We start from the raw sequence: 22303 nt of genomic DNA on the forward strand, positions 1-22303 counted from the left end.
CGGAAAACGGGGCCGAGGCCCCGTCTTTGCATTGTCCATCGAAACCGTTGACAGCCGTCGTCAGGCAGCGGCCGGCGCGCCGTCAGGATTCACCGGCGGCGTAGGGCCACCCGGCTTGGACGCCGTGGGTGTCCAGTCCTTCGGCGGACGCGGCGGCTTGCCGTTCATGATGTCGTCGATCTGCTCGGCGTCGATGGTTTCCCACTCCAGCAGCGCCTTCGCCATCGCGTGCATCTTGTCCTGGTTGTCCTCGATGAGCTTGCGGGCCGTCGTGTATTGCTCGTCGATGATCCGCCGGATCACCTCGTCGACCTTGCGCATCGTCTCTTCCGACATCGTGGTCGTCTTGGTCACCGAGCGGCCGAGGAACACTTCGCCCTCGTTCTCCGCGTACACCATCGGACCCAGTTCGTCAGTCATGCCGTAGCGCGTGACCATGTCGCGGGCGATCTGCGTGGCGCGCTCGAAGTCGTTGCTCGCGCCGGTGGTCATCTGGTTCATGAACACCTCTTCGGCGATCCGGCCACCGAACAGCACGCTGATGGTCGAGAGCATGCGCTCCTTGTCCATGCTGTAGCGGTCGTTCTCGGGCAATTGCATCGTCACGCCCAGCGCGCGGCCGCGCGGGATCACGGTCACCTTGTGCACCGGGTCGGTCTTCGGCATCAGGCGCGCCACCAGCGCATGGCCAGCCTCGTGGTACGCGGTGTTGCGGCGTTCTTCCTCGGGCATGACCATGGACTTCCGCTCGGGGCCCATCATGATCTTGTCCTTGGCCTTCTCGAAGTCGACCATCTCGACCACACGGCCGTTGCGCCGCGCAGCGAACAGCGCCGCCTCGTTCACCAGGTTCGCCAGATCCGCCCCGGAGAAGCCCGGCGTGCCGCGCGCAAGGATGTCTGCACGGATGTCCTGGCCGACCGGCACCTTGCGCATGTGCACGTTGAGGATCTGCTCGCGGCCGCGCACGTCCGGCAGGGTCACGTAGACTTGGCGGTCGAAACGGCCGGGACGCAGCAGGGCCGGGTCGAGGATGTCCGGCCGGTTGGTGGCCGCCATCACGATCACGCCAAGATTGGTCTCGAAACCGTCCATCTCCACGAGCATCTGGTTCAGCGTCTGCTCGCGCTCGTCGTTGCCGCCGCCCAGGCCGGCACCACGATGGCGGCCGACGGCGTCGATCTCGTCGACGAAGATGATGCAGGGCGCGCTCTTCTTGGCCTGCTCGAACATGTCGCGCACGCGGGCCGCACCCACGCCAACGAACATTTCGACGAAGTCGGAGCCGGAGATGCTGAAGAACGGCACCTTGGCCTCGCCCGCGATGGCCTTGGCCAACAGCGTCTTGCCGGTACCCGGAGGGCCGACCAGCAGCACGCCCCGCGGGATGCGGCCACCCAGCTTCTGGAATTTCTGCGGATCCTTCAGGAAGTCGACCAGCTCCTTGACCTCTTCCTTGGCTTCGTCGCAGCCAGCGACGTCCGCGAAAGTGGTGGAGTTGTTGGCCTCATCCAGCATGCGCGCCTTGGATTTGCCAAAACTGAACGCGCCACCTTTGCCGCCCCCCTGCATCTGCCGCATGAAGTAGATCCATACGCCGATCAGCAACAGCATCGGGCCCCAGCTGATGAGGATGCTCATCAGGATCGACGGCTCCTCGCGGGGCTTCACGTCGAACTTCACCCCATTGTTGATAAGGTCGCCGACCAGACCGCGGTCGAGGTACGTGGCGGTGCTGCGCAAGCGTTTGTCGTCGCTGGTGATCGCAACGATTTCCGTGCCACCTGCGGCGCCTTCCTGCAACGTGACCGACTTGATGCGCTTGGCACGCACTTCCTCCAGGAAGTCGGAGTACCCGATCTGGTTACCTGCAATCGCGCCGCGGTCGAACTGCTTGAAAACGGTAAAAAGGACCAGTGCAATCACCAACCAGACCGCAACTTTGGAAAACCATTGATTGTTCACTGCGGCTCCTTCTGCCCGTGACTGCCACGACGCCCAAGTGGCGCCCTGCACGCAATTGGGGATGATTCTAGAGGACTCAAGTTCATGGATCTCCGGGACATGACCCGCACTGTGTCAGAGCTTTGACGGATGGGTAACCCGATGAACGGCTCAGCTACCCGGCTTCTTCAGACCCATGCCCACCAGAAAGGTTTCCGCCGACCGGTCGCGCGACGCCTTCGGCTTGATCGGCTTGACCACCCGGAACTGCCGCTTGAACAACTCGACCAACTGGCTGTAGCCGCTGCCGTGGAACACCTTGGCAACCAATGCGCCCTCCGGGCGGAGATGCGCCTGGGAGAACTGCAGCGCCAGTTCGACCAGGTGCGCGATGCGCGCCGCGTCGGAGCTCTCGATGCCGGAGAGATTCGGCGCCATGTCGGACACCACGACATCGACCGGGCGGCCGCCGAGCGCGGCCTCCAGCTCGGCCAGCACGGCATCCTCGCGGAAGTCGCCCTGGATGAACGTCACACCCTCGATCGGCTCGAACGCCAGGATGTCCAGCGCGACGATCTTGCCGTTCAGCTCGCCGACCGCAGCGCCCCCTGCGCCCAGTTCCTTGGGGGCAAAGCGCCGGCGCAGGTATTGGCTCCAAGCGCCGGGCACGGCGCCCAGATCGACCACGAACTGCCCTGGCTTGATCAACCCCAGCGCTTCATCGATCTCCTTGAGCTTGTAGGCGGCCCGCGCCCGATAGCCGTCCTTCTGCGCCATCTTGACGTAGGGATCGCTCAGGTGGTCGGCCAGCCATGCCTTGTTGACCTTCTTGCTTTTCGTCTTGACTTTCATGCTGCACCGATAATAGGCAAATGCCCGCCATTCAACTCACTCCCCCGCAGCGCAAGGAACACCGCGCGGCTGCGCACCATCTCGATCCCGTCGTGCTCATTGGAGGCGACGGCCTGACCGCGGCGGTGATCAAGGAAACCGACCAGGCCCTGAACGCCCACGGGCTGATCAAGGTGCGCGTCTTCTCCGATGATCGCCCTGCCCGCGAAGCCATGCTGGCCCAGCTGGCCGACGAACTGGGCGCCGCTCCGATCCAGCACATCGGCAAGCTCCTCGTGCTGTGGCGCCCCATCCCCGAGAAGGCCAAGGCGGAACGCGACGACCGCATGCCCGGCCCCAAGATCGTCAAGATCCTGAAGTTCAGCAAGAGCGGCAATCACCGGCCGCAGATCAAGAAGGTCAAGGTCCTCGGCAACGAGCGGGTGACGGCCGGCGGCGAAGTCAAGCGCGCCCGAAAGCGCACCACCAGCATCAAGAAGACGTCGACCTGAGCAACGGCGCGGCGGCACGCCACGCCAGCGCCATCACCAGCACGCCCTTCAGCGCGAAGAACGCCAGGCTGATGGCGTGCAACTGGGCGAAGCTCATCGTCCCTCGCCCCGCCCGCGCGGCCTCCATCAGGGGCTGCACCGCGTAGTAACCGGCCACGGTGCAGAACAGGGCGCCCAACGCCAGCCAAACACCAGCCTGCCGGCCTGGTGAAAGGCGCCGCTCGATCATCACCAGCACGAGCGCGAACCCCATGCTCACGACCGCCTCCTGGGCGAAGATGCGCCCGACGATCTGTCCGGCTGTCGCCGAGGGCACCACGGCAAACACCGCCGGCGTCGCCATCGCGGCAATGCAGATGAGCAAACCGGCCCACAGGGCCGGCAAAACGATGCGCAGGCGAGACAGCACCGGCGTCAAACGTAGCGGACGTCGACGACCTCGTAGCTCTTGACGCCGCCCGGCGCCTGGACGTCGGCCACGTCGCCCGTTTCCTTGCCGATCAGCGCCCGCGCGATCGGCGAACTGATCGAAATGAGGCCGAGCTTGAGATCGGCCTCGTCATCGCCGACGATCTGGTACGTCACCTGCGCGCCGGAACTCTCTTCTTCCAAGTCGACCGTCGCACCGAACACCACGCGGCCGCCCGCGTCGAGGTCGGCCGGGTCGATCACCTGGGCGGCCGCCAGCTTGCCTTCCAGTTCCAGGATGCGGCCTTCGATGAAGCCCTGCTTGTCCTTGGCAGCCTCGTATTCGGCGTTCTCCGACAGGTCGCCCTGCGCCCGCGCTTCGGCAATGGCCTGGATCACCGCATGCCGCTCGACGGACTTCAGCCGATGGAGCTCTTCCTTGAGTTTTTCGAAACCGCGCCGGGTCAGGGGAATCGTGGCCATGTTCAAACCTGCAAGACAAATGAAAACCGCCGCCGGAGTCGCAAAACTACGACCCGGCGGCGGGCGCGAGGTACTGCCAGTTTAGTGCACTTCGGCACGCAGCCGGGCGTGGAGTTCCTGCAACGAGGCCACCGTGAGATCGTCCTGGTGCTTCAGCGCTTCGGTAGCGGCTTCGCACCCGGCCATCGTGGTGTAGTAGGTCACCCGATTGGCCAGCGCCGCGGTGCGGATGTAGCGCGAATCGGCGATGGCCGTGCGCGTCTCGTCCACCGTCGTGAAGACGAGCTGGATCTCGCCCGCCTTCACCATGTCGGCGATGTGGGGCCGGCCGTCCTTGACCTTGTTGACCGTCTTTACCGGCACGCCCACCGCTGCAATGGCGGCCGCGGTGCCCTTGGTGGCCACGATGTTGAAGCCCAGGTCGTGCAGGTCGGACGCGACCTTCACGGCGCGGTCCTTGTCGGTGTTCTTCACCGAGATGACCACCGTGCCCTTGGTCGGCAGGCGCGAGCCCGCGCCGAGCTGGCTCTTCAGCATCGCCTCGCCGAAGGTATCGCCCGCGCCCATCACTTCGCCGGTCGAACGCATCTCGGGGCCGAGGATGGGGTCGACGCCCGGGAACTTGTTGAACGGGAACACCGCTTCCTTGATGCTGAAGTACGGCGGCACGATCTCGCGCGGGGGCTTGCCGTCGGTGTTGCGCTGGTCCTTCAGCTTCTGGCCCGCCATGCAGCGCGCGGCGATCTTCGCCAGCGGCTGGCCGGTGGCCTTGCTGACGTAAGGCACGGTGCGCGAGGCACGCGGGTTCACTTCCAGCACGTAGACGACGGCCTCGTCGCCTTCGCCCTGGATCGCGAACTGCGTGTTCATCAGCCCGACCACGCCCAGCGCCTTGGCCATCACCGCGGCCTGGCGGCGCAGCTCGTCCTGCAGCTTGGGCGACAGCGAGTACGGCGGCAGCGAGCACGCGGAGTCGCCGGAGTGGATGCCGGCGGCCTCGATGTGCTCCATGATGCCGCCGATCAGCACGTCGTCGCCGTCACAGATGCAGTCGACATCGACCTCGATCGCGTCCTCGAGGAAGCGGTCGAGCAGCACCGGCGACTTGTCGGACACGCGCACGGCCTCGCGCATGTAGCGCTCGAGGTCCTTGTCGCCATGCACGATCTCCATCGCCCGGCCGCCCAGCACGTAGCTCGGGCGCACGACCAGCGGATAGCCGATCTCGTGCGCGAGCTGCATCGCCTGTTCTTCGGTGCGGGCGGTGCGGTTGGGCGGCTGCTTCAGGCCGAGCGTGTGCAGCAGCTGCTGGAAGCGCTCACGGTCTTCAGCGATGTCGATCGAATCGGGCGTGGTGCCGATGATCGGCACGCCGTTGGCCTCGAGGTCGAGCGCGAGCTTCAGCGGCGTCTGGCCGCCGTATTGCACGATCACGCCGACGGGCTTCTCCTTGTCGACGATCTCCAGCACGTCTTCCAGCGTCACCGGCTCGAAGTACAGGCGGTCGGAGGTGTCGTAGTCGGTCGACACGGTTTCCGGGTTGCAGTTGACCATGATGGTCTCGTACCCATCCTCGCGCATCGCCAGCGCCGCATGCACGCAGCAGTAGTCGAACTCGATGCCCTGGCCGATCCGGTTCGGGCCGCCGCCCAGCACCATGATCTTCTTCTTGTCGGTGGGCTCGGCCTCGCACTCCTCGTCGTACGTGGAGTACATGTAGGCGGTCTGCGTCGAGAACTCCGCAGCGCAGGTGTCGACACGCTTGTAGACCGGGCGCACGCCCAGCGCGTGGCGCGCGCGGCGCACGTCGTGCTGGTTGCTGCCGAGCAGCTTGCCCAGGCGCTTGTCCGAGAAGCCCTTGCGCTTCAGGAACACCAGTTCGTCCTTCGACAGGCCGTCCAGTGCGCGGCCGGCCAGGGCCTTCTCCGTCTTCACCAGGTCTTCGATCTGCGCCAGGAACCAGGGGTCGATGGCCGTTTCCTCGAACACCTCGTCCAGCGTCAGGCCGATGCGGAACGCGTCGGCCACGAAGAGGATGCGCTCGGGGCCGGGCTCGCCGATCTCCTGGATGATCTCCTCGCGGTCGGTCGAGCGCTCCGTCAGGCCGTCGATGCCGGTCTCCAGGCCGCGCAACGCCTTCTGGAAGCTCTCCTGGAAGGTACGGCCCATCGCCATCACTTCGCCGACGGACTTCATCTGCGTCGTCAGGTGCGCGTCGGCGGCCGGGAACTTCTCGAACGCGAAGCGCGGGATCTTCGTGACGACGTAGTCGATCGACGGCTCGAAGCTCGCGGGCGTGGCGCCGCCGGTGATGTCGTTGCGCAGCTCGTCCAGCGTGTAGCCCACGGCGAGCTTCGCGGCGATCTTCGCGATCGGGAAACCGGTGGCCTTGGAAGCCAGCGCCGACGAACGCGACACCCGCGGGTTCATCTCGATCACGACCATGCGGCCGTTGTCGGGGTTGATCGAGAACTGGACGTTCGAGCCGCCGGTGTCTACGCCGATCTCGCGCAGGATCGCGATCGACGCGTTGCGCAGCAGCTGGTACTCCTTGTCGGACAGCGTCTGCGACGGCGCCACGGTGATCGAGTCGCCGGTGTGGATCCCCATCGGATCGAGGTTCTCGATCGCGCAGACGATGATGCAGTTGTCCGCCTTGTCGCGGACCACTTCCATCTCGTACTCCTTCCAGCCGATCAGCGACTCCTCGATCAGCAGTTCCTTGGTCGGCGAGAGGTCGAGGCCGCGCTTGCAGATCTCTTCGAACTCTTCCGGGTTGTAGGCGATGCCGCCGCCGGTGCCGCCCAGCGTGAAGCTGGGGCGGATGACCATCGGGAAGCCCGTGCCGCCGATTTCCTGCTGGATGCGGCGCTGCACGTCAAGTGCTTCTTCCATCGAGTGCGCAATGCCGCTCTTGGCCGAATTCAGGCCGATGCCCGTCATCGCGTCCTTGAACTTCAGGCGGTCTTCGGCCTTCTCGATGGCCTTCTCGTTGGCGCCGATCATCTCCACGCCGTACTTCTGCAGCACGCCATGCTTGTGCAGGTCGAGGGCGCAATTCAGCGCCGTCTGGCCGCCCATCGTGGGCAGCACGGCATCGGGCCGCTCCTTGGCGATGATCTTCTCGACCACCTGCCAGGTGATGGGCTCGATGTAGGTCACATCGGCCATCTCCGGGTCGGTCATGATCGTGGCCGGGTTGGAGTTGACCAGGATGACCTTGTAACCCTCGGCGCGCAGCGCCTTGCAGGCCTGGGCGCCGGAATAGTCGAACTCGCAGGCCTGGCCGATGATGATCGGGCCGGCGCCGATGATGAGGATGCTCTTGAGGTCTGTGCGCTTCGGCATGATTACTTTTGCTCCATCAGGCTGACGAAGCGATCGAACAGGTAGCCGATGTCGTGCGGGCCGGGCGAGGCTTCGGGGTGGCCCTGGAAGCAGAACGCGGGCTTGTCGGTGCGGGCCAGGCCCTGCAGCGTGCCGTCGAACAGGCTGACGTGCGTGGCGCGCAGCGTGGCGGGCAGCGTCTTCTCGTCCACCGCGAAGCCGTGGTTCTGGCTGGTGATGCTGACGCGGCTGTTGTCGAGGTCCTTCACCGGATGGTTCGCGCCGTGGTGGCCGAACTTCATCTTGAAGGTCTTGGCGCCGGAGGCCAGCGCCATGATCTGGTGGCCCAGGCAGATGCCGAAGGTGGGCACGCCGCTGGCAATGACTTCGCGCGTCGCTTCGATCGCGTAGTCGCAGGGCTCCGGGTCCCCGGGGCCGTTGCTGAGGAACACACCGTCCGGCTTCAGCTTCAGCGCCTCGGAGGCCGGCGCCTGCGCAGGCAGCACCGTGACGCGGCAGCCGCGGCTGGCCAGCATGCGCAGGATGTTGCGCTTGACGCCGTAGTCGAACGCGACGACGTGGAAACGCGGGTCGGCCACCTTGCCGTAGCCGCTGCCGAGGGCCCACTCCGTCTCGGTCCATTCGTACGCGTCGGCAACAGACACCACCTTGGCCAGATCGAGGCCCGCCATGCTCGGCGCGGCCTTGGCCTTGGCGATGGCGTCGTCGATGTGCGCCTGCGTCAGCGCCGTGCCCGCGGCGAACGTGCTGATGCAGCCGTTCTGCGCGCCGGTGGTGCGCAGGACGCGGGTCAGGCGGCGGGTGTCGATGCCGGCGATGGCAACGGTACCCTCGCGCTGCAGGTAGTCGGACAGCGAGGCCGTCTGGCGAAAGTTGGAGACGCGCAGCGGCAGGTCCTTGATGACGAGGCCGGCGGCATGCACCTTGGACGCCTCGACGTCCTCCTCATTGACGCCGTAGCTGCCGATGTGCGGATACGTCAGCGTGACGATCTGCCGGCAGTAGCTCGGGTCGGTGAGGATTTCCTGGTAACCGGTCAAGGCGGTGTTGAACACCACCTCGCCGACCGTGTGACCGGCGGCGCCGATCGACGTGCCTGTGAAGACCGTGCCGTCTGCGAGTGCGAGCAGTGCGGGAGGCAGGACGGGTAGCAAGGGGGAAGGCTCCGAAACGGTGCGCCCCCTGGTCCTGTCGCGTTTTCGCACGCGGGCTGGCCAGCGTGCTCGTGGCGTGGTTCCGGTGCGAAAAACGCGGGAGTTTCTCGGGGGCTGCGTGTGGGGGTAAACCTGTCAAGTATACCCGCCCACCCGGCCTTTTCCGCCTTTAGCCCAGCGCTGCGATACCGGCGCGGGCGATCTGGGCGTCTTCGCTCGACTTCACGCCGCTGACACCCACGGCTCCCACCACGTGGCCGTCGACGACGATGGGCACGCCGCCTTCCAGCATGCCCGCCAGCGTCGGCGCACTGAGGAACGAAACACGGCCCTGGTTGATCATGTCCTCGTAACCCTTGCTTTCGCGCCGACCGACCGCTGCGGTGCGCGCCTTGGCGGGGGCGATTTCCGACGAGATCGGCGCTGCGCCGTCCAGGCGCTGGAACCACAGCAGGTGGCCCCCGTCGTCGACGATGGCGATCGACACAGCCCAGTTGTTGCGCAACGCCTCGGCCTCGGCGGCGTTGGCGATCAGCTTGACGTCCTCAAGCGACAGGAAGGGCTTGGTTTTCATCTTTCGACTCCGAGACAACATGTGCAAAAAAGAGAAGGCGCGACTGTACCGGCGCTGCGCGGAGCCTGCTGCGGCGCTCACAGGCCGGGAACTAGAATCCGCCAGATCGATCAGAGTAGCTCACTCTCCTTGGAGGCCCTCGCAATGAACGAATCCCTGCAAACTTCGTACTCCGGCTACCCCGGCGGTGCGTCGCTTGCCGCGCAGCGCAACCGCGTGTTGCGCAACACCTACTGGCTGCTGGCGCTCTCGATGGTGCCGACGGTGCTGGGTGCGTGGATCGGCGTGAGCACCGGCATCGTCGCGTCCCTCGGGGCCGGCATGAGCGCCATCGTCTTCCTGGCGGGCGCCTTCGGCTTCATGTTCGCGATCGAAAAGTTCAAGAACTCCCCGGCGGGCGTAGGGCTGCTGCTCGGCTTCACCTTCTTCATGGGCGTGATGCTGTCCCGCCTGCTGGCGGCAGTGCTCGGCTTCAGCAACGGCGCGACGCTGATCATGTACGCCTTTGGCGGAACCGCGCTGGCCTTCTTCGCGATGGCCTCGCTGGCCACCGTGATCAAGCGCGACCTGTCCAGCATGGGCAAGTTCCTGTTCATCGGCGCGATCATGCTGCTGGTGGCAGGCATCGCCAACATCTTCCTGCAGTCCAGCGCCCTGATGCTGACACTGGCGGTGATCGCGATCGGCCTGTTCTCGGCCTTCCTACTGTACGACATGAAGCGGGTGATCGACGGCGGCGAGACCAACTACGTCACCGCGACGCTGGCCATCTACCTGGATCTGTACAACATCTTCCAGAGCCTGCTGGCCATCTTCGGCATCGCCGGCGGCGACCGCGACTGACGCGGCACGCTTCCAGTGCATGAGACACGGGGCCTTCGGGCCCCGTTGTCGTTGGCGTGCACGCCGCAGCGCCCCCGGCTCAGGCCGCCGCCGCGTCGCCCTGCTCGAACACGGCGATGCTCTCGACATGCGCCGTGTGCGGGAACATGTTCACCACCCCGGCCGCCGTGCACCGATAGCCCGCCTGGTGGACCAGCAAACCGGCATCCCGTGCCAGCGTGGCGGGATTGCAGCTCACGTAGACGATGCGCTGCGGCGGCACCCATCCGGCCGCCGGCGCCTGATGCAGTTCCGCCAGCGCCTTGGCCAACGCAAAAGCGCCCTCCCGGGGCGGGTCGACCAGCCACTTGTCCGCGGCGCCGTCCGCCACCAGCAGTTCCGGGGTCATCTCGAACAGATTGCGGGCCGCGAAGGACGTGTTGCGTGCGAGGCCGTTGGCCGCTGCGTTCTCGCGCGATCGCGCCACGAGCGCTTCGCTGCCCTCGATGCCCAGCACTTCGCGTGCGCGTGTTGCGATCGGCAGCGTGAAGTTGCCAAGTCCGCAGAACCAGTCGATCACGCGCTCATCGGCGCCGGGCGCCAGCAGCCGCAAGGCACGCCCCACCAGCACGCTGTTGATGTGCTGATTCACCTGCGTGAAGTCGGTGGGCTTGAAGGGCATGGTCAGCCCGAATTCCGGCAACTCGTAACGCAACGGCTTCCCGCCTTCGTCGAGCAGCCGCACCGTGTCGGGCCCCTTGGGCTGCAACCACCACTGCACGTCGTGCTCGCGGCCGAACTCGCGCAGACGGTTCAGGTCCGCATCCGTCAAAGGCTCCAGGTGCCTCAGCACCAGTGCCGTGACCTCGCTGCCCGCGGCCAGTTCGATCTGCGGAAGCCGCTCCCGCTGGTCCATCGACATGATGAGCGCGCGCAGCGGCAGCAGCATCGCGCTGACGCGTGGCGGCAGCACGGCGCAGCTCTGCATGTCGGCGATGTAGCGCGACTTGCGCTCGTGGAAGCCGACCAGCACCACGCCCTTCTTGACGACGTGGCGCACCGACAGGCGCGCGCGGTCCCGGTAACCCCAGGCCGGCCCTTCGATGGGCCGCAGCATGCGCTCGGCCCTGACCTTGCCGAGGTGCCAGAGGTTGTCCTCCAGGGTCCGCTGCTTGACGGCCACCTGGGCGCCGATATGCAGGTGCTGCATCTTGCAGCCGCCGCATGCACCGGCATGCAGGCCGAAATGCGGACAGGCGGGGCGCACGCGCTGCGAACTCTCACGCCGCATCGCCGTCATGGCCGCCTGCTCCCAGTTGTTCTTGCGGCGGCTCACCTGCACCTGGACCTGCTCGCCGGGCAAGGCGCCCTCGATGAATACGACTTTGCCTTCCTCGTTGTGGGCCACGCCTTGCGCGTCGAGATCGAGCGACTCGACGTTCAGCCATTCATTCGCTTGGGTCATCCGTGGATTATCCCGCGCAGCCCGGCAGCGAGCCCGCCCGGCGGACGCCGAGCAGGGCCGGCCCCGCCCCTGGCGCCGGCGCTAAAAAACGGAGTCGCGATCCACGCCGTGGCGGATCATCCGGCGCTTGAGCTTCAGCAGCGCCTCTTGCTGGATCTGGCGTATGCGCTCGCGCGTGAGGCCCATGCGTTCGGCCAGCACCTCAAGCGTCTCGGGCTCCCGGTCGCGCAGTCCGTAACGCCCGGAGAGCACCTCCCGTTCGCGGTCGTTCAGCTCGGCGAGGCCGACGTTGAGCAACTGCTCCACCTCGTGGCTGAGGGTGATGCCCATCGGATCGAGCGCCTGGTCGTCGGCGACCGTGTCAAGCATCGATTCGCCGGCGTCCCGCTCCAGCGGGGCGTCGAGCGAGGCCGGCTGTTCGGCGAACTTGAGCAGCTCCGAGACCTCCTGAACCGGCCGCCCGACGAGGGCGGCGATCGCCTCCACACGCACCGGGCGCTCGCCCTCGGGACCGTGCGAGTGCTCGGCCTCCAGCGCCCGGCGCGCCTTCAGCACCTGGTTCAGCTCGCGCACGATGTGCACCGGGAGCCGCACCAGGCGCGCCTGGTGCATGATCGCCCGCTCGATGTTCTGGCGGATCCACCACGACGCGTAGGTCGAAAACCGGAAGCCGCGCTCCGGTTCGAACTTGCCGATCGCATGCATCAGGCCGAGGTTGCCTTCCTCGATCAAGTCCGTCATCGGCAGGCCGCGGCCCAGGTAGTTCTTGGCGATGCTGACCACGAGGCGCAGGTTGCGCTCGATCATCGCCTGCCGTGCGAGGAAGTCACCCGCCCTCGCCCGGACGGCGGTGTCGTACTCCTCCTGGGGCGTCAGTAGCGGCGCCTTGCGGATCTCCCGCAGATAGGTCTGAAGCGTGTTGCCGACATCGCCGTCACCGGGCGCCAACTCGATCGGCGTGCGGGGGGAGACCGTTTCCGGTTCCGCCGCGAGGTCGAAATCGCTCGGGTCGCCGACGGCCGGCACGGACGCCGGCGGCAGCGCCGCCGCCGCATCCACGACATGCCCGTTGTGCGTTTCGCTTCGCCTGGTCATGTGTGGATCTCCGTGCCATTTGGTTGCCTAACGCGGCGGGAGCAGCTTGGCCGGGTCGACCGGCCGCCCTTGCTTGCGGATCTCGAAATGCAGTTGTACCCGGTCTGTGTCGCTCGAGCCCATTTCGGCGATCTTCTGACCCCGCCGGACGGCCTGGTCTTCCTTGACGAGCAAGGTCTGGTTGTGCGCGTAGGCCGTCAGGTACGTCGTGTTGTGCTTGACGATCACGAGGTTGCCATAACCCCGCAGGCCGGAGCCGGCGTAGACGACACGGCCATCGGCAGCAGCCAGGACAGGATCCCCCGCCTTGCCGCTGATCGACAGGCCCTTGTTGCGCGATTCGTCGAAGCTGCTGGTGACGGCTCCACGCGCCGGCCATGCCCAGCCGACCTCATCACCGCCGCCATTGCTGCCGTTGCTGCTCGCCGCCGCCGTCACGGGCGCGCTCGCCGGCGCGCTGGCGACGGCCGCGGACGCACCAGGCGCCACCGCGGAGGCAGGTGCCGACGCGGGTTTGGCGTCCAGGGGCCTTGCTTCCACCTTCGCTGGCGGCACCCCGCGCGAAGCGACCGCGGCTGGATCGACCCCCGGCGGCACGACCCGCACGACCTGCCCGACCTCGATCAGGTTGGGGTTGTCGATGTTGTTCCAGCGCGCGATGTCGCGCCAGTTCTGCCCCGACTCCAGGCCGATGCGGATCAGCGTATCGCCAGGCTTGACGGTGTAGTAGCCGGGCTTGCCCGCGTTCTCGATCCCGGGCGGCGGCGGTTTGTCGGCATCGGACGGCAGCGCTGCGCCGCTGCGTGCGCCGCCCACACGGTCTTCCACGGGGGCCTTGTTGCGCGGCGAGGCGCATCCCACCAAGACGGCCGCCATCAGGCACACCGCCAGTGCATGAACCCAGCTCATCGGGCGCCCGCCGATCGGGCGCTGCCAGTGCAATCGCATCAGAAAGGAATCTCCGCTATTCGGTGCCCGATTTTAGGGGGACGAAGTGCACGGCATCGTGCTGCGAACGGTGCCATTGCGTCTCCGTCCGGTCCACGATGACGAGCACCTGGCCGCGCCCGCCTGGCGCCTGCATGGGAGCGACGAGCCGGCCGCCCACCGCGAGCTGGTCCAGCCAGGCGGCGGGGATGTCTTCGCCCCCGGCCGCGGCGATGATGCTGTCGTAAGGGGCATTGGGGCCGTGCCCCAGCCGCCCGTCGCCGTAGATCAGCCGCAGGTTGTTGCGGCGCAGCGGCGCCAGCAGTTCGCGCGCCTTCTCGTGCAGCGGCTTGAGCCGCTCGATCGAATAGACCTGCGAGCCCAGGACCGACAGCAGCGCGGCCTGGTAGCCGCACCCCGTACCGATCTCGAGCACCTTGCCGAGCGACTCGCGTGCCGCGGCGGTGCGGCCGGCCAGCAGCAGGGAGATCATCAGCCCCACCACCGAAGGCTTGGAGATCGTCTGGCTCAGGCCGATCGGCAGGCTGGTGTCCTCGTACGCCTGGGCCGCGAGCGCCGTGTCGACGAACAGGTGCCGCGGCACGGCCGCCATCGCCGCCAGCACCGGTTCGCAGTGCAGCCCGCCTGCGCGCAGGCGCGTGACCATGCGCGTGCGCACCCCCTGCGAATCGAGTCCGAGCCCACTGGGTGCCACCTGCAGGCGGGCCGCGAGCGCCGCCTCCTGCACGGGCCGCTGCGGCCGCAGCATGGCCTGCTCGGAAGCGGTCGCAGGCCGCGGGGTCTTGCGAGGGACGGCCGCCTTGTCGAGCTGGATCGGAAAGGTCCGCGCCCGGGTCGTCATGCGACCGTTCCCAGCGCTTCCCGCCATGCCGGCAGCGCGGCGTGGTCCGTCAGGTCGACCTGCAGCGGCGTGATCGACACGCAGCCGCAGGCCGTCGCGTGGAAATCCGTTCCTTCGCCGGCTTCCCGCGCGTCGCCCGCCGGGCCGATCCAGTAGATCGTCTCGCCCCGCGGATTGGTCTGCCGGATGGCGGGCTCGCTGGCATGCCGGCGGCCGAGGCGCGTCAGCTTGCGCGGCAGCCGGTCGGCGTCCGGCCGGTTGGGGATGTTGACGTTGAGCAGCCAGGGCCGGCCGTCCACCGGCAGCGCGATCACCTGCTCGACGATCGAACGCGCCACGCGCGCCGCCGCATCGAGGTGCTCCCACCCGCGCTGCACCTGCGAGAACGCGATGGCCGGTATGCCAAAGAGGAACCCCTCCATCGCCGCGGCGACCGTACCCGAATACAACGTGTCGTCGCCCATGTTGGCGCCGTTGTTGATGCCGGAGAGCACCAGGTCGGGCCGCTGCGGCAGCAGCCCCGTCATCGCCAGGTGCACGCTGTCGGACGGCGTCCCGTTGACGTACTGGAAGCCGTTGGCCGCCTGGTAGACCTGCAGCGGGCGCCCCAGCGTCAGCGCGTTCGAGGTGCCGCTGGCGTTCTGCTCCGGGGCGATGACGTCGATGTCGCCCAGGCCCTCGATAGCGCGAACCAGCGCCGCCAGTCCGGGAGCAAGATAGCCGTCGTCGTTGGCGATGAGTATGCGCATCGGCGCATTGTAGGGAGCGGCCCGTCGCCTGCGCGACCTCGCCGTGCGAAGAGGCTGCCTATGATCGCCGCACGACACGCCAGGAGACGAGCGATGCAAGCATGGGTATGCGAGAACCCGACCGGGGTGGATGCACTGCAATGGAAGACGCTGCCCCTGCCGCAGCCCCAGGCCGGCGAAGTCCGCGTCGCCATCCGCGCTGCGAGCCTCAACTTCCCCGACCTGCTGATCGTGCAGAACAAGTACCAGGTCAAGCCGGCACTGCCCTTCGTGCCCGGCGCGGAGTTCTCCGGGCGCGTGGACGCGGTCGGCGAGGCCGTCACGGCGTTCCAGATCGGCGACCCCGTTGCGGTGATCGGGGCCACCGGCGGCTTCGCGACCCATGCCTGCGTCAAGGCCTCCAGCCTGATTCCGCTGCCGGCGGGCTTCCAGCTCGAAGACGCAGCCGCCTTCGCCTTCACCTACGGCACCTCGCACCATGCGCTGATCGACCGCGCGGCGTTGCAGCCCGGAGAAACCGTGCTGGTATTGGGCGCGGCGGGCGGCGTCGGCACGTCGGCGGTGCAGGTCGCCAAGGCGGCTGGCGCGCGGGTCATCGCGGCGGCCTCGACCGATGAGAAGTGCGCGCTGTGCCGGCAGATCGGCGCCGACCACACCATCAACTATGCGCGCGAGAACCTGCGCGACGCATTGAAGGCCTTGCCGGGAGGCAAGGGCCCGGACGTCGTCTACGACCCCGTGGGCGGCGGCCTCGCGGAAGCGGCCTTCCGCTCGATCGCCTGGCGGGGCCGGTACCTGGTGGTGGGCTTCACGGCAGGCACCATTCCGGCGCTGCCCTGGAACCTCGCGCTGCTGAAGGGTGCCTCCATCGTGGGCGTGTTCTGGGGCGACTTCGTCCGCCGCGAGCCGCAGGCCAGCGCGCGCGCCATGGCCGAGCTCGCCGCGTGGTATGCACAGGGCAAGATCAAGCCGGTGATCGACAGCCGGCTGCCGATGTCGGACCTTCCGCTCGCCTACGCCCGCATGGGGACCCGGCAGGTGCGCGGCAAGCTGCTGCTGGTCAACGGCTGACGCCCTGCGCGGCAACCCTCGCCAGGGGGACATTCGATGCGCTACGATGCGCCGCACAATCTGCGGCGCCGCAGCCCAGCCTGTACAGCGGCGCACGAAGGGGTAGACACCATGGCCGTCAAGGTCCTGATCCTGGAAGACAACCCGGTCGCACGCAGCTTCCTGTGCCGTGTTGTGCGCGAGAGCTTCAGCGACTCGATCGTCATCACCGAGGCGGGAGACCTCGAAACCGCACGCAAGCACATCAGCCTGACCGGCGGCGCCCGCGGCTTGCACGGCGTGGATCCCTTCAAGCTCATCCTCGTCGACCTGGAGCTGCCCGACGGCAATGGCATGGAACTGCTGGCCGAACTGGTCCATTACCCGGCCACCAAGATCGTCACGACGCTGTACTCCGACGACGACCACCTGTTTCCCGCCCTGCAGCGCGGCGCCGACGGCTACCTGCTGAAGGAAGACCGCTTCGAGGTCCTGGTAGAGGAGCTGCAGAAGATCGTTCGGGGGCAGCCGCCGCTGTCGCCTGCCATCGCCCGGCGACTGCTGACCCATTTCCGCGGCAGCCAGGACGGCGGCGGCATCGTCGATTCAGGGTTCTCCACGCCGTTCGGCTACGCGAACAGCCGGCCCGTGCCGATCGAGAAGCCGCTCGACCACGAACGCCTCACGCCGCGTGAGAACGAGGTCCTTACCTACCTCAGCAAAGGCTTCACGATCAAGGAAATCGCAAGCCTGATGGGCATCAAGTGGTTCACCGTCAACGACCACATCAAGTCCATCTACAAGAAGCTGAACGTCTCCAGCCGCGCCGAAGCCGCCGTGCTGGCCAGCAAGCAGGGGCTGGTCTGACGGCGCCCAGCCCGTCCCTGCCTCAACGGCCCCTTTCGCATGACGTCCCCCGGCAACCATTGGGCCGGTCATCACGCGGGGCCCGATTCGACCTTCGACCTGCACGCCTGGGAGCGGGCGCTGGGCCGTTCCCTGAGCGAAGGCCGTTGGCTGGGATGGCGAACGCGCCTGCTGGCGCTCGCGGCGCTGGTCGGCTGCGTCGGCCTGTTCTTGCTGGTCCGCAGCCTCGCCGCCATGCCCGCCCTGGACATCCCATGGCGCTCCGATGCGCAAGGCCGCCTGGTGTGGGCCGCCGGCGGCAGCCCCTGGGCCGAGCAGGAGGGCAGCACCCTGCTCCACATCCAAGATGCACGCGGAGGCGTCCTCGAGGCCGATGCCTCCTTGCTGCAACGGTCCCCGAGATGGCTGACCGATGACGCACGACGCCGGCGCTACACCGATCAGCACGCAACGCTGAACGCAGCGCTGCGCGAAGGGCCGGTCACGTTGGTGTTCGCCGAAGCGCCGGCCCTCACCGCCCAGGCCGCTCCCCGCGGTGTCGCGAATCTCGGCGCCGCTTTCTGGCTGATGAGCGGCATGGCGCTGCTGCTCTACCTGACGGCGATGGTGGTGGCCCTGGGCAAACCCAGCCTGCGCAACACGCTGTATGCGCTGATGACGACCTGCCAGGCGTTCAACCTGCTGTTCATCGCCGTGGAGTCCATGCCCGGCCTGGTGGTGCCCGATGCGCTGCTGGCCTGGGACTACCCGGCCCGCGCGGTGCTCGACCTGGTCACCGGCGCCGCCATCGTGCATGCGACCAGCCTCCATCCCTACCCGCTGCCGGGGCGCCGGGCCACCGCCACCGCCGCGTGGTGCATCGCGGTCGGCATCGGCACTGCCTTGAGCACGCAGGTCCTGCCGTACTCATGGTGGTGGCTGCAGGGCGCCATCCTGCTCTTCGCCGTCGCAGCGATCGCTCAGCTCACCTTGTCGAGAAGGATCAAGCCCCACCCCGCCGCGCTGATACTCCGGCGGTTGACGGTCGTCGCGCTCGGCATCTGGGCGCTGCTGACCGTGGCGGTGAGCTTCTCGATGAAAGTCCCGGGTTCCGCCCACCACATCGCAGCCACGGGCTCCATGGTCTGGGTGGTGTTCCTGGCCTCGCTGCTCGCCCTGCTGCCCTTCCTGTACCGGACGCAGCAGGTGCTGCGGGAATTCTCGATGCTGGCCGGCATCAGCACGGTCGCGACCTCGCTCGACCTGCTCTTCGTGGCGATCTTTTCACTGAGCCAGTTCGCGTCGATCACGCTGGCGCTCTTCCTGTCGATCGGCATCTACGCCGGGGCGCGCCAGTGGCTGCTCAACAAGATGCTGGGCAGCAACATCCTCACCACGGAGCGTGCCTTCGAGCAGCTGTACAAGATTGCGCGCAAGATCGAGACGCATCCCGAGCGCCTGGGAGAACTGCTCTCGCAGCTGTTGAGGGAGCTGTTCGAGCCCCTTGAGGCCGTCCTCGTCGACCGGCCGCTGAAGAAGTCGCGCGTCGTCGGCGACGGCTCCTCGCTGCTGGTGCCCGTGCCGACGCTCGGCGCCGACGAGTCGGCCCATGGCATGTCGATCTTCCTGCGGTATGCGCACCGCGGCAACATGATCTTCACGCTGGAGGACGCACGGCTGACGGACCGGATCTGCGAGCAGCTCAAACGCGCCGTCGCCTTCGACCAGGCCATGGAGCAGGCCCGCAGCGAAGAGCGGATGCGCATCGCCCAGGACCTGCACGACGACATCGGCGCGAGGCTGCTCACGCTGATGTACAAGGCCGGCGACCCGGAGACCGAAGACTACGTCCGCCACACCCTGAAGGACCTCAAGACGCTGACACGCGGCCTCGCCGCCTCCAACCACCGCCTGTCGCATGCGGCGGCCGAATGGAAGGCCGACCTGTCGCAGCGGCTTGGCGTGGCGCACTGCGAGCTGCGCTGGTCGTTCACGATGGACAAGGACATGACGCTCACCGTCGTGCAGTGGTCGGCCCTGACCCGCATCCTGCGGGAACTCACCAACAATGTCATCTCGCACGCCAACGCCAGCCGGCTGGAGGTCCAGGCTTCGGTGCAGGACGGGGAGCTGACGATGGCGGTGACCGACAACGGGCAGGGCAGCAAGCCCGAGGCGTGGCAGCACGGGCTGGGCTTGAACGGCGTGCGCAAACGCATCCGGCAGTTGAACGGGCACGTCGAATGGGTCGAGCAACGGCCGCACGGCATCCAATGCCGGCTGTGGGCGTCGCTCGCCAGATAGCCACCTACCCCAGCGCGAGCCTGGCGCGGGCCGCCTGGTACTCGGCCGCGAGCCGGGCCACCAGTTCTCGGGCCGGAACAATCTGCTTGACCGCGCCGATCCCCTGCCCCGAACCCCAGATGTCGCGCCACGCCTTCTTGGCGCTCTCTCCGCCCCCGAAGCTCATCTTGCTCGGGTCGCTCTGGGGGAGGTTGTCCGGGTCCAGCCCCGCGCCTTCGATCGAGCGGCGCAGGTAGTTGCCGTGCACGCCGGTGAACAAGTTCGAGTAGACGATGTCGTCGGACGTGCCCTCGACGATCGCCTGCTTGTAGGCCTGCTGCGCGCCGGCCTCCTCGGTCGCGATGAAGGCGCTGCCGATGTACGCGAAATCGGCGCCCATCGCCTGAGCTGCAAGCACTGCGCCGCCGGTGGAGATCGAGCCGCTCAGCGCGACCGGGCCATCGAACCACTCCCGGATCTCCTGCACCAGCGCAAAGGGGCTCTTGACGCCGGCATGGCCGCCTGCGCCGGCCGCCACCGCAATGAGGCCGTCCGCGCCCTTCTCGATCGCCTTCTTCGCGAACTGGTTGTTGATCACGTCGTGAAGCACCACGCCGCCCCAGGCGTGCACCGCGTCGTTGACATCCTTGCGCGCGCCCAGCGAGGTGATGACGATGGGCACCTTGAAGCGTGCGCAGACCGCCATGTCGTGCTCCAGCCTGTCGTTGCTCTTGTGCACGATCTGGTTGATCGCGAAGGGCGCTGCCTTGGCATGGGGATTCGCACGGTCGTGCGCGGCCAGCGCCTGCGTGATCTCTTCGAGCCACACCTCGAGCTGCGATGCCGGGCGCGCGTTGAGCGCCGGCATCGAACCGACCACACCCGCCTTGCACTGCTCGATCACGAGCCGGGGGTTGCTGAGGATGAACATCGGCGATGCGATGATCGGGAGCGGCAGTCGTGCCAGTACGGGCGGCAGTGCCATCAGAAGGCCTCCAGTGCCATGTCGGTGACGCCGATGCTGCCATCGACGATGCTGTCGCGCACGCCCGGCGCCTTCGACAGGATGTGGTCGGCGTAGAACCGGGCCGTCGCGACCTTGGCCGCCATGAAGGCCGGCTCCTCCCCGCGGGCCCGCCGGTCCTCGGCCACCAGCAGCGCACGCGCCATCTGCCAGCCCGCCATCAGGTTGCCGGCGAGCATCAGGTAGGGCACCGAGCCGGCGTAGGCCGCGCCGGGCCGGGTCCTGGCCTCGGCCACGACGAAGTCCACGACGTCCAGGAACGCCCGCCGCGCCGCCTCGAGGCGCATGCGCACGGCTGCGGCCGCGGCGCCGCCCTGGCTTGCCAGGTCGGCCTCGGTGCGCTCGATCTGCGCCGCGATCGAGCGCGCCACCTTGCCCCCGTCCCGCACGGTCTTGCGCCCCACCAGGTCGTTGGCCTGGATCGCGGTCGTGCCTTCGTAGATGGTCAGGATCTTCGCGTCGCGGTAGTACTGGGCGGCGCCCGTCTCCTCGATGAAGCCCATGCCGCCATGCACTTGCACGCCCAGGCTGGCCACGTCGATGCTCATCTCGGTGCTGAAGCCCTTGACCAGCGGCACCATGAATTCATAGAAGGCCTGGTTGTCGCGCCGGACCTCTGCATCGGGATGCGCATGCGCCGCGTCGTAGGCCGATGCGGCCACCAGCGCCATGGCCCGGCAGCCCTCGGTATAGGCGCGCATCGTCATCAGCATCCGCCGGACGTCGGGGTGGTGGAGGATCGGGCCGGCGCCCGGCAGCGAGCCATCGGCCGGACGCGACTGGACGCGGTCGCGCGCGTATTGCACCGCCTGCTGGTAGGCCCGCTCGGCCAGCGCCACGCCTTGCATGCCGACCGCATACCGCGCCGCGTTCATCATGATGAACATGTACTCGAGGCCGCGGTTCTCCTCGCCGATGAGCATGCCGACCGCGCCGCCGGCATCGCCGTACTGCATCACGGCGGTCGGGCTCGCCTTGATGCCCAGCTTGTGCTCGATGCTCACGCAGTGCACGTCGTTGCGCGCACCCAGCGAGCCGTCGCCGTTCACCAGGTACTTGGGCACGATGAACAGCGAGATGCCCTTCACGCCCTCCGGTGCACCCGCCACCCGCGCCAGCACGAGGTGGACGATGTTGTCCGCCATGTCGTGTTCGCCGAAGGTGATGAAGATCTTGGTGCCGAAGATCCTGTAGGTGCCGTCCGGCTGGGGCTCCGCGCGTGTGCGCACCGCCGCCAGGTCGGAGCCGGCCTGGGGCTCGGTCAGGTTCATCGTGCCGGTCCAGCTGCCGTCGATCATCTTCGGCAGGTAGACCGACTGCTGCTCCGGGCTGCCCGCCGTCAGAAGGGCCTCGATCGCGCCGTCGGTGAGCAGCGGGCACAGCGCGAAGCTGAGGTTCGCGCCATTGACCATCTCGATGCAGGCCGCGCCGATGGTCTTGGGCAGGCCCTGCCCCCCGAACTCGGCCGGATGCTGCAGGCCTTGCCAGCCCCCTTCGACGAACTGCCGGAAGGCAGCCTTGAAGCCGGGCGTCGTGGCGACGTGCCCGTCTTTCCAGGCGGACGGGTTCTGATCGCCGTCCCGGTTCAACGGGGCGATGACGTCCTCGTTGAGCTTGGCGCACTCCGACAGCACGGCCTGCGCGGTGTCCAGGCCGGCCTCCTCGAAGCCCGGCAGTTGCGCAACCCTCTCCAAACCCGCGAGGTGCTCCATGCAGAACAGCATGTCTTTGACGGGGGCTCTGTAGGTCATGTTCAGTGGCTCCTGAAAAAAAGGCGCCACGATGGGCGCCCGTTTTTGCTTGCAACGTTCAAAGCGCCTTCACCAGCTCCGGCACCGCCGTGAACAGGTCCGCCTCCAGCCCGTAGTCGGCCACCGAGAAGATCGGCGCCTCCGGGTCCTTGTTGATCGCGACGATGACCTTGCT

At 67.4% G+C, this 22303-nt stretch carries 19 protein-coding genes and 1 pseudogene; 5 read left to right on the top strand and 15 right to left on the bottom strand.

Going from position 1 to position 22303, the window contains the following annotated elements; translation table 11 throughout:
* Window positions 1-60: 60 nt before the first annotated feature.
* On the bottom strand, window positions 61-1965 hold the full coding sequence (ftsH, locus tag V4F39_RS11560; protein ID WP_332289552.1) for an ATP-dependent zinc metalloprotease FtsH: 1905 nt from the start codon (window positions 1963-1965) through the stop codon (window positions 61-63).
* Between the two features lie 150 nt (window positions 1966-2115).
* Window positions 2116-2796, bottom strand: coding sequence for an RlmE family RNA methyltransferase (locus V4F39_RS11565; RefSeq protein WP_332289553.1), 681 nt, complete (start codon window positions 2794-2796; stop codon window positions 2116-2118).
* Window positions 2797-2816: 20 nt separating this feature from the next.
* Here V4F39_RS11565 and V4F39_RS11570 point away from each other — a divergent pair, with 20 nt between their 5' ends.
* Window positions 2817-3287, top strand: coding sequence for a YhbY family RNA-binding protein (locus V4F39_RS11570; RefSeq protein WP_332289554.1), 471 nt, complete (start codon window positions 2817-2819; stop codon window positions 3285-3287).
* Here V4F39_RS11570 and V4F39_RS11575 read toward each other — a convergent pair.
* The 5 genes from V4F39_RS11575 to V4F39_RS11595 all read right to left on the bottom strand — a co-directional run bounded on the left by V4F39_RS11575 (window position 3268) and on the right by V4F39_RS11595 (window position 9254).
* Complete coding sequence (locus V4F39_RS11575) at window positions 3268-3696, bottom strand: DUF4149 domain-containing protein (protein WP_332289555.1); 429 nt, start codon at window positions 3694-3696, stop codon at window positions 3268-3270. The two genes, V4F39_RS11570 and V4F39_RS11575, sit on opposite strands and share 20 nt — an antisense overlap.
* A 5-nt stretch (window positions 3697-3701) precedes the next feature.
* Window positions 3702-4178, bottom strand: coding sequence for a transcription elongation factor GreA (greA, locus tag V4F39_RS11580; RefSeq protein ID WP_332289556.1), 477 nt, complete (start codon window positions 4176-4178; stop codon window positions 3702-3704).
* Between the two features lie 81 nt (window positions 4179-4259).
* Window positions 4260-7526: a carbamoyl-phosphate synthase large subunit gene (gene carB, locus V4F39_RS11585; RefSeq protein ID WP_332289557.1), complete on the bottom strand. Its 3267-nt coding sequence runs from the start codon at window positions 7524-7526 to the stop codon at window positions 4260-4262.
* 2 nt (window positions 7527-7528) lie between these two features.
* A complete protein-coding gene (gene carA, locus V4F39_RS11590; protein ID WP_332289558.1) occupies window positions 7529-8680 on the bottom strand; it encodes a glutamine-hydrolyzing carbamoyl-phosphate synthase small subunit in 1152 nt (383 codons plus the stop codon).
* A 169-nt stretch (window positions 8681-8849) separates the two neighbouring features.
* On the bottom strand, window positions 8850-9254 hold the full coding sequence (locus tag V4F39_RS11595) for a GlcG/HbpS family heme-binding protein (RefSeq protein WP_332289559.1): 405 nt from the start codon (window positions 9252-9254) through the stop codon (window positions 8850-8852).
* Window positions 9255-9398: 144 nt separating this feature from the next.
* Between V4F39_RS11595 and V4F39_RS11600 the strand changes: the two genes are divergently transcribed.
* Window positions 9399-10097, top strand: a complete 699-nt coding sequence (locus tag V4F39_RS11600; RefSeq protein WP_332289560.1) for a Bax inhibitor-1/YccA family protein — start codon at window positions 9399-9401, stop codon at window positions 10095-10097.
* Window positions 10098-10176: 79 nt separating this feature from the next.
* Here the strand turns inward: V4F39_RS11600 and rlmD are convergent, their stop codons facing one another.
* From rlmD to surE, 5 genes are all read right to left on the bottom strand, one after another.
* Window positions 10177-11541 (bottom strand): 23S rRNA (uracil(1939)-C(5))-methyltransferase RlmD, encoded by a 1365-nt coding sequence (rlmD, locus tag V4F39_RS11605; RefSeq protein ID WP_332289562.1) that lies wholly within the window; start codon window positions 11539-11541, stop codon window positions 10177-10179.
* 81 nt (window positions 11542-11622) lie between these two features.
* On the bottom strand, window positions 11623-12636 hold the full coding sequence (gene rpoS, locus V4F39_RS11610; RefSeq protein ID WP_378235195.1) for an RNA polymerase sigma factor RpoS: 1014 nt from the start codon (window positions 12634-12636) through the stop codon (window positions 11623-11625).
* A 27-nt stretch (window positions 12637-12663) separates the two neighbouring features.
* On the bottom strand, window positions 12664-13545 hold the full coding sequence (locus V4F39_RS11615; protein WP_332289563.1) for a peptidoglycan DD-metalloendopeptidase family protein: 882 nt from the start codon (window positions 13543-13545) through the stop codon (window positions 12664-12666).
* A gap of 55 nt (window positions 13546-13600) precedes the next feature.
* Window positions 13601-14425 carry a protein-L-isoaspartate(D-aspartate) O-methyltransferase gene (locus V4F39_RS11620; protein WP_332289564.1) on the bottom strand — a complete coding sequence of 275 codons (825 nt, stop codon included), beginning with the start codon at window positions 14423-14425 and terminating at the stop codon, window positions 13601-13603.
* A complete protein-coding gene (gene surE, locus V4F39_RS11625) occupies window positions 14422-15174 on the bottom strand; it encodes a 5'/3'-nucleotidase SurE (protein WP_332289565.1) in 753 nt (250 codons plus the stop codon). Before surE ends, V4F39_RS11620 begins: the two co-directional genes overlap by 4 nt.
* A 93-nt stretch (window positions 15175-15267) precedes the next feature.
* On the opposite strand from surE, the gene V4F39_RS11630 reads away from it, so the two are divergent.
* The 3 genes from V4F39_RS11630 (at window position 15268) to V4F39_RS11640 (ending at window position 19374) form a co-directional block, all read left to right on the top strand.
* Window positions 15268-16245 carry an NADPH:quinone oxidoreductase family protein gene (locus tag V4F39_RS11630; protein WP_332289566.1) on the top strand — a complete coding sequence of 326 codons (978 nt, stop codon included), beginning with the start codon at window positions 15268-15270 and terminating at the stop codon, window positions 16243-16245.
* A gap of 111 nt (window positions 16246-16356) precedes the next feature.
* Window positions 16357-17091 carry a response regulator transcription factor gene (locus V4F39_RS11635; RefSeq protein WP_332289568.1) on the top strand — a complete coding sequence of 245 codons (735 nt, stop codon included), beginning with the start codon at window positions 16357-16359 and terminating at the stop codon, window positions 17089-17091.
* A 39-nt stretch (window positions 17092-17130) separates the two neighbouring features.
* Window positions 17131-19374: an ATP-binding protein gene (locus tag V4F39_RS11640; RefSeq protein WP_332289569.1), complete on the top strand. Its 2244-nt coding sequence runs from the start codon at window positions 17131-17133 to the stop codon at window positions 19372-19374.
* A gap of 4 nt (window positions 19375-19378) precedes the next feature.
* On the opposite strand, the gene V4F39_RS11645 is transcribed toward V4F39_RS11640, so the two are convergent.
* The 3 genes and pseudogenes from V4F39_RS11645 to V4F39_RS11655 form a co-directional block, all read right to left on the bottom strand.
* Window positions 19379-20341 carry an NAD(P)H-dependent flavin oxidoreductase gene (locus V4F39_RS11645; RefSeq protein WP_332289574.1) on the bottom strand — a complete coding sequence of 321 codons (963 nt, stop codon included), beginning with the start codon at window positions 20339-20341 and terminating at the stop codon, window positions 19379-19381.
* Window positions 20338-22128 carry an acyl-CoA dehydrogenase gene (locus V4F39_RS11650; protein ID WP_332289570.1) on the bottom strand — a complete coding sequence of 597 codons (1791 nt, stop codon included), beginning with the start codon at window positions 22126-22128 and terminating at the stop codon, window positions 20338-20340. Before V4F39_RS11650 ends, V4F39_RS11645 begins: the two co-directional genes overlap by 4 nt.
* 58 nt (window positions 22129-22186) lie before the next feature.
* Window positions 22187-22303 (bottom strand): annotated as a pseudogene (locus V4F39_RS11655) (electron transfer flavoprotein subunit alpha/FixB family protein); the annotation flags it as partial.

Source organism: Aquincola agrisoli, from assembly GCF_036621135.1.
GTDB classification, from domain to species: Bacteria; Pseudomonadota; Gammaproteobacteria; order Burkholderiales; family Burkholderiaceae_C; genus Aquincola; species Aquincola agrisoli.

Bases quoted from the DNA above. Each gene is read 5' to 3' on its own strand.
- carB (WP_332289557.1), bottom strand. From the start codon at position 7,526: ATGCCGAAGCGCACAGACCTCAAGAGCATCCTCATCATCGGCGCCGGC.
- surE (WP_332289565.1), bottom strand. From the start codon at position 15,174: ATGCGCATACTCATCGCCAACGACGACGGCTATCTTGCTCCCGGACTG.
- V4F39_RS11615 (WP_332289563.1), bottom strand. From the start codon at position 13,545: ATGAGCTGGGTTCATGCACTGGCGGTGTGCCTGATGGCGGCCGTCTTG.
- V4F39_RS11565 (WP_332289553.1), bottom strand. From the start codon at position 2,796: ATGAAAGTCAAGACGAAAAGCAAGAAGGTCAACAAGGCATGGCTGGCC.
- V4F39_RS11595 (WP_332289559.1), bottom strand. From the start codon at position 9,254: ATGAAAACCAAGCCCTTCCTGTCGCTTGAGGACGTCAAGCTGATCGCC.
- rlmD (WP_332289562.1), bottom strand. From the start codon at position 11,541: ATGACCCAAGCGAATGAATGGCTGAACGTCGAGTCGCTCGATCTCGAC.
- V4F39_RS11570 (WP_332289554.1), top strand. From the start codon at position 2,817: ATGCCCGCCATTCAACTCACTCCCCCGCAGCGCAAGGAACACCGCGCG.
- V4F39_RS11635 (WP_332289568.1), top strand. From the start codon at position 16,357: ATGGCCGTCAAGGTCCTGATCCTGGAAGACAACCCGGTCGCACGCAGC.
- V4F39_RS11620 (WP_332289564.1), bottom strand. From the start codon at position 14,425: ATGACGACCCGGGCGCGGACCTTTCCGATCCAGCTCGACAAGGCGGCC.
- rpoS (WP_378235195.1), bottom strand. From the start codon at position 12,636: ATGACCAGGCGAAGCGAAACGCACAACGGGCATGTCGTGGATGCGGCG.
- V4F39_RS11600 (WP_332289560.1), top strand. From the start codon at position 9,399: ATGAACGAATCCCTGCAAACTTCGTACTCCGGCTACCCCGGCGGTGCG.
- greA (WP_332289556.1), bottom strand. From the start codon at position 4,178: ATGGCCACGATTCCCCTGACCCGGCGCGGTTTCGAAAAACTCAAGGAA.
- V4F39_RS11650 (WP_332289570.1), bottom strand. From the start codon at position 22,128: ATGACCTACAGAGCCCCCGTCAAAGACATGCTGTTCTGCATGGAGCAC.
- V4F39_RS11630 (WP_332289566.1), top strand. From the start codon at position 15,268: ATGCAAGCATGGGTATGCGAGAACCCGACCGGGGTGGATGCACTGCAA.
- V4F39_RS11640 (WP_332289569.1), top strand. From the start codon at position 17,131: ATGACGTCCCCCGGCAACCATTGGGCCGGTCATCACGCGGGGCCCGAT.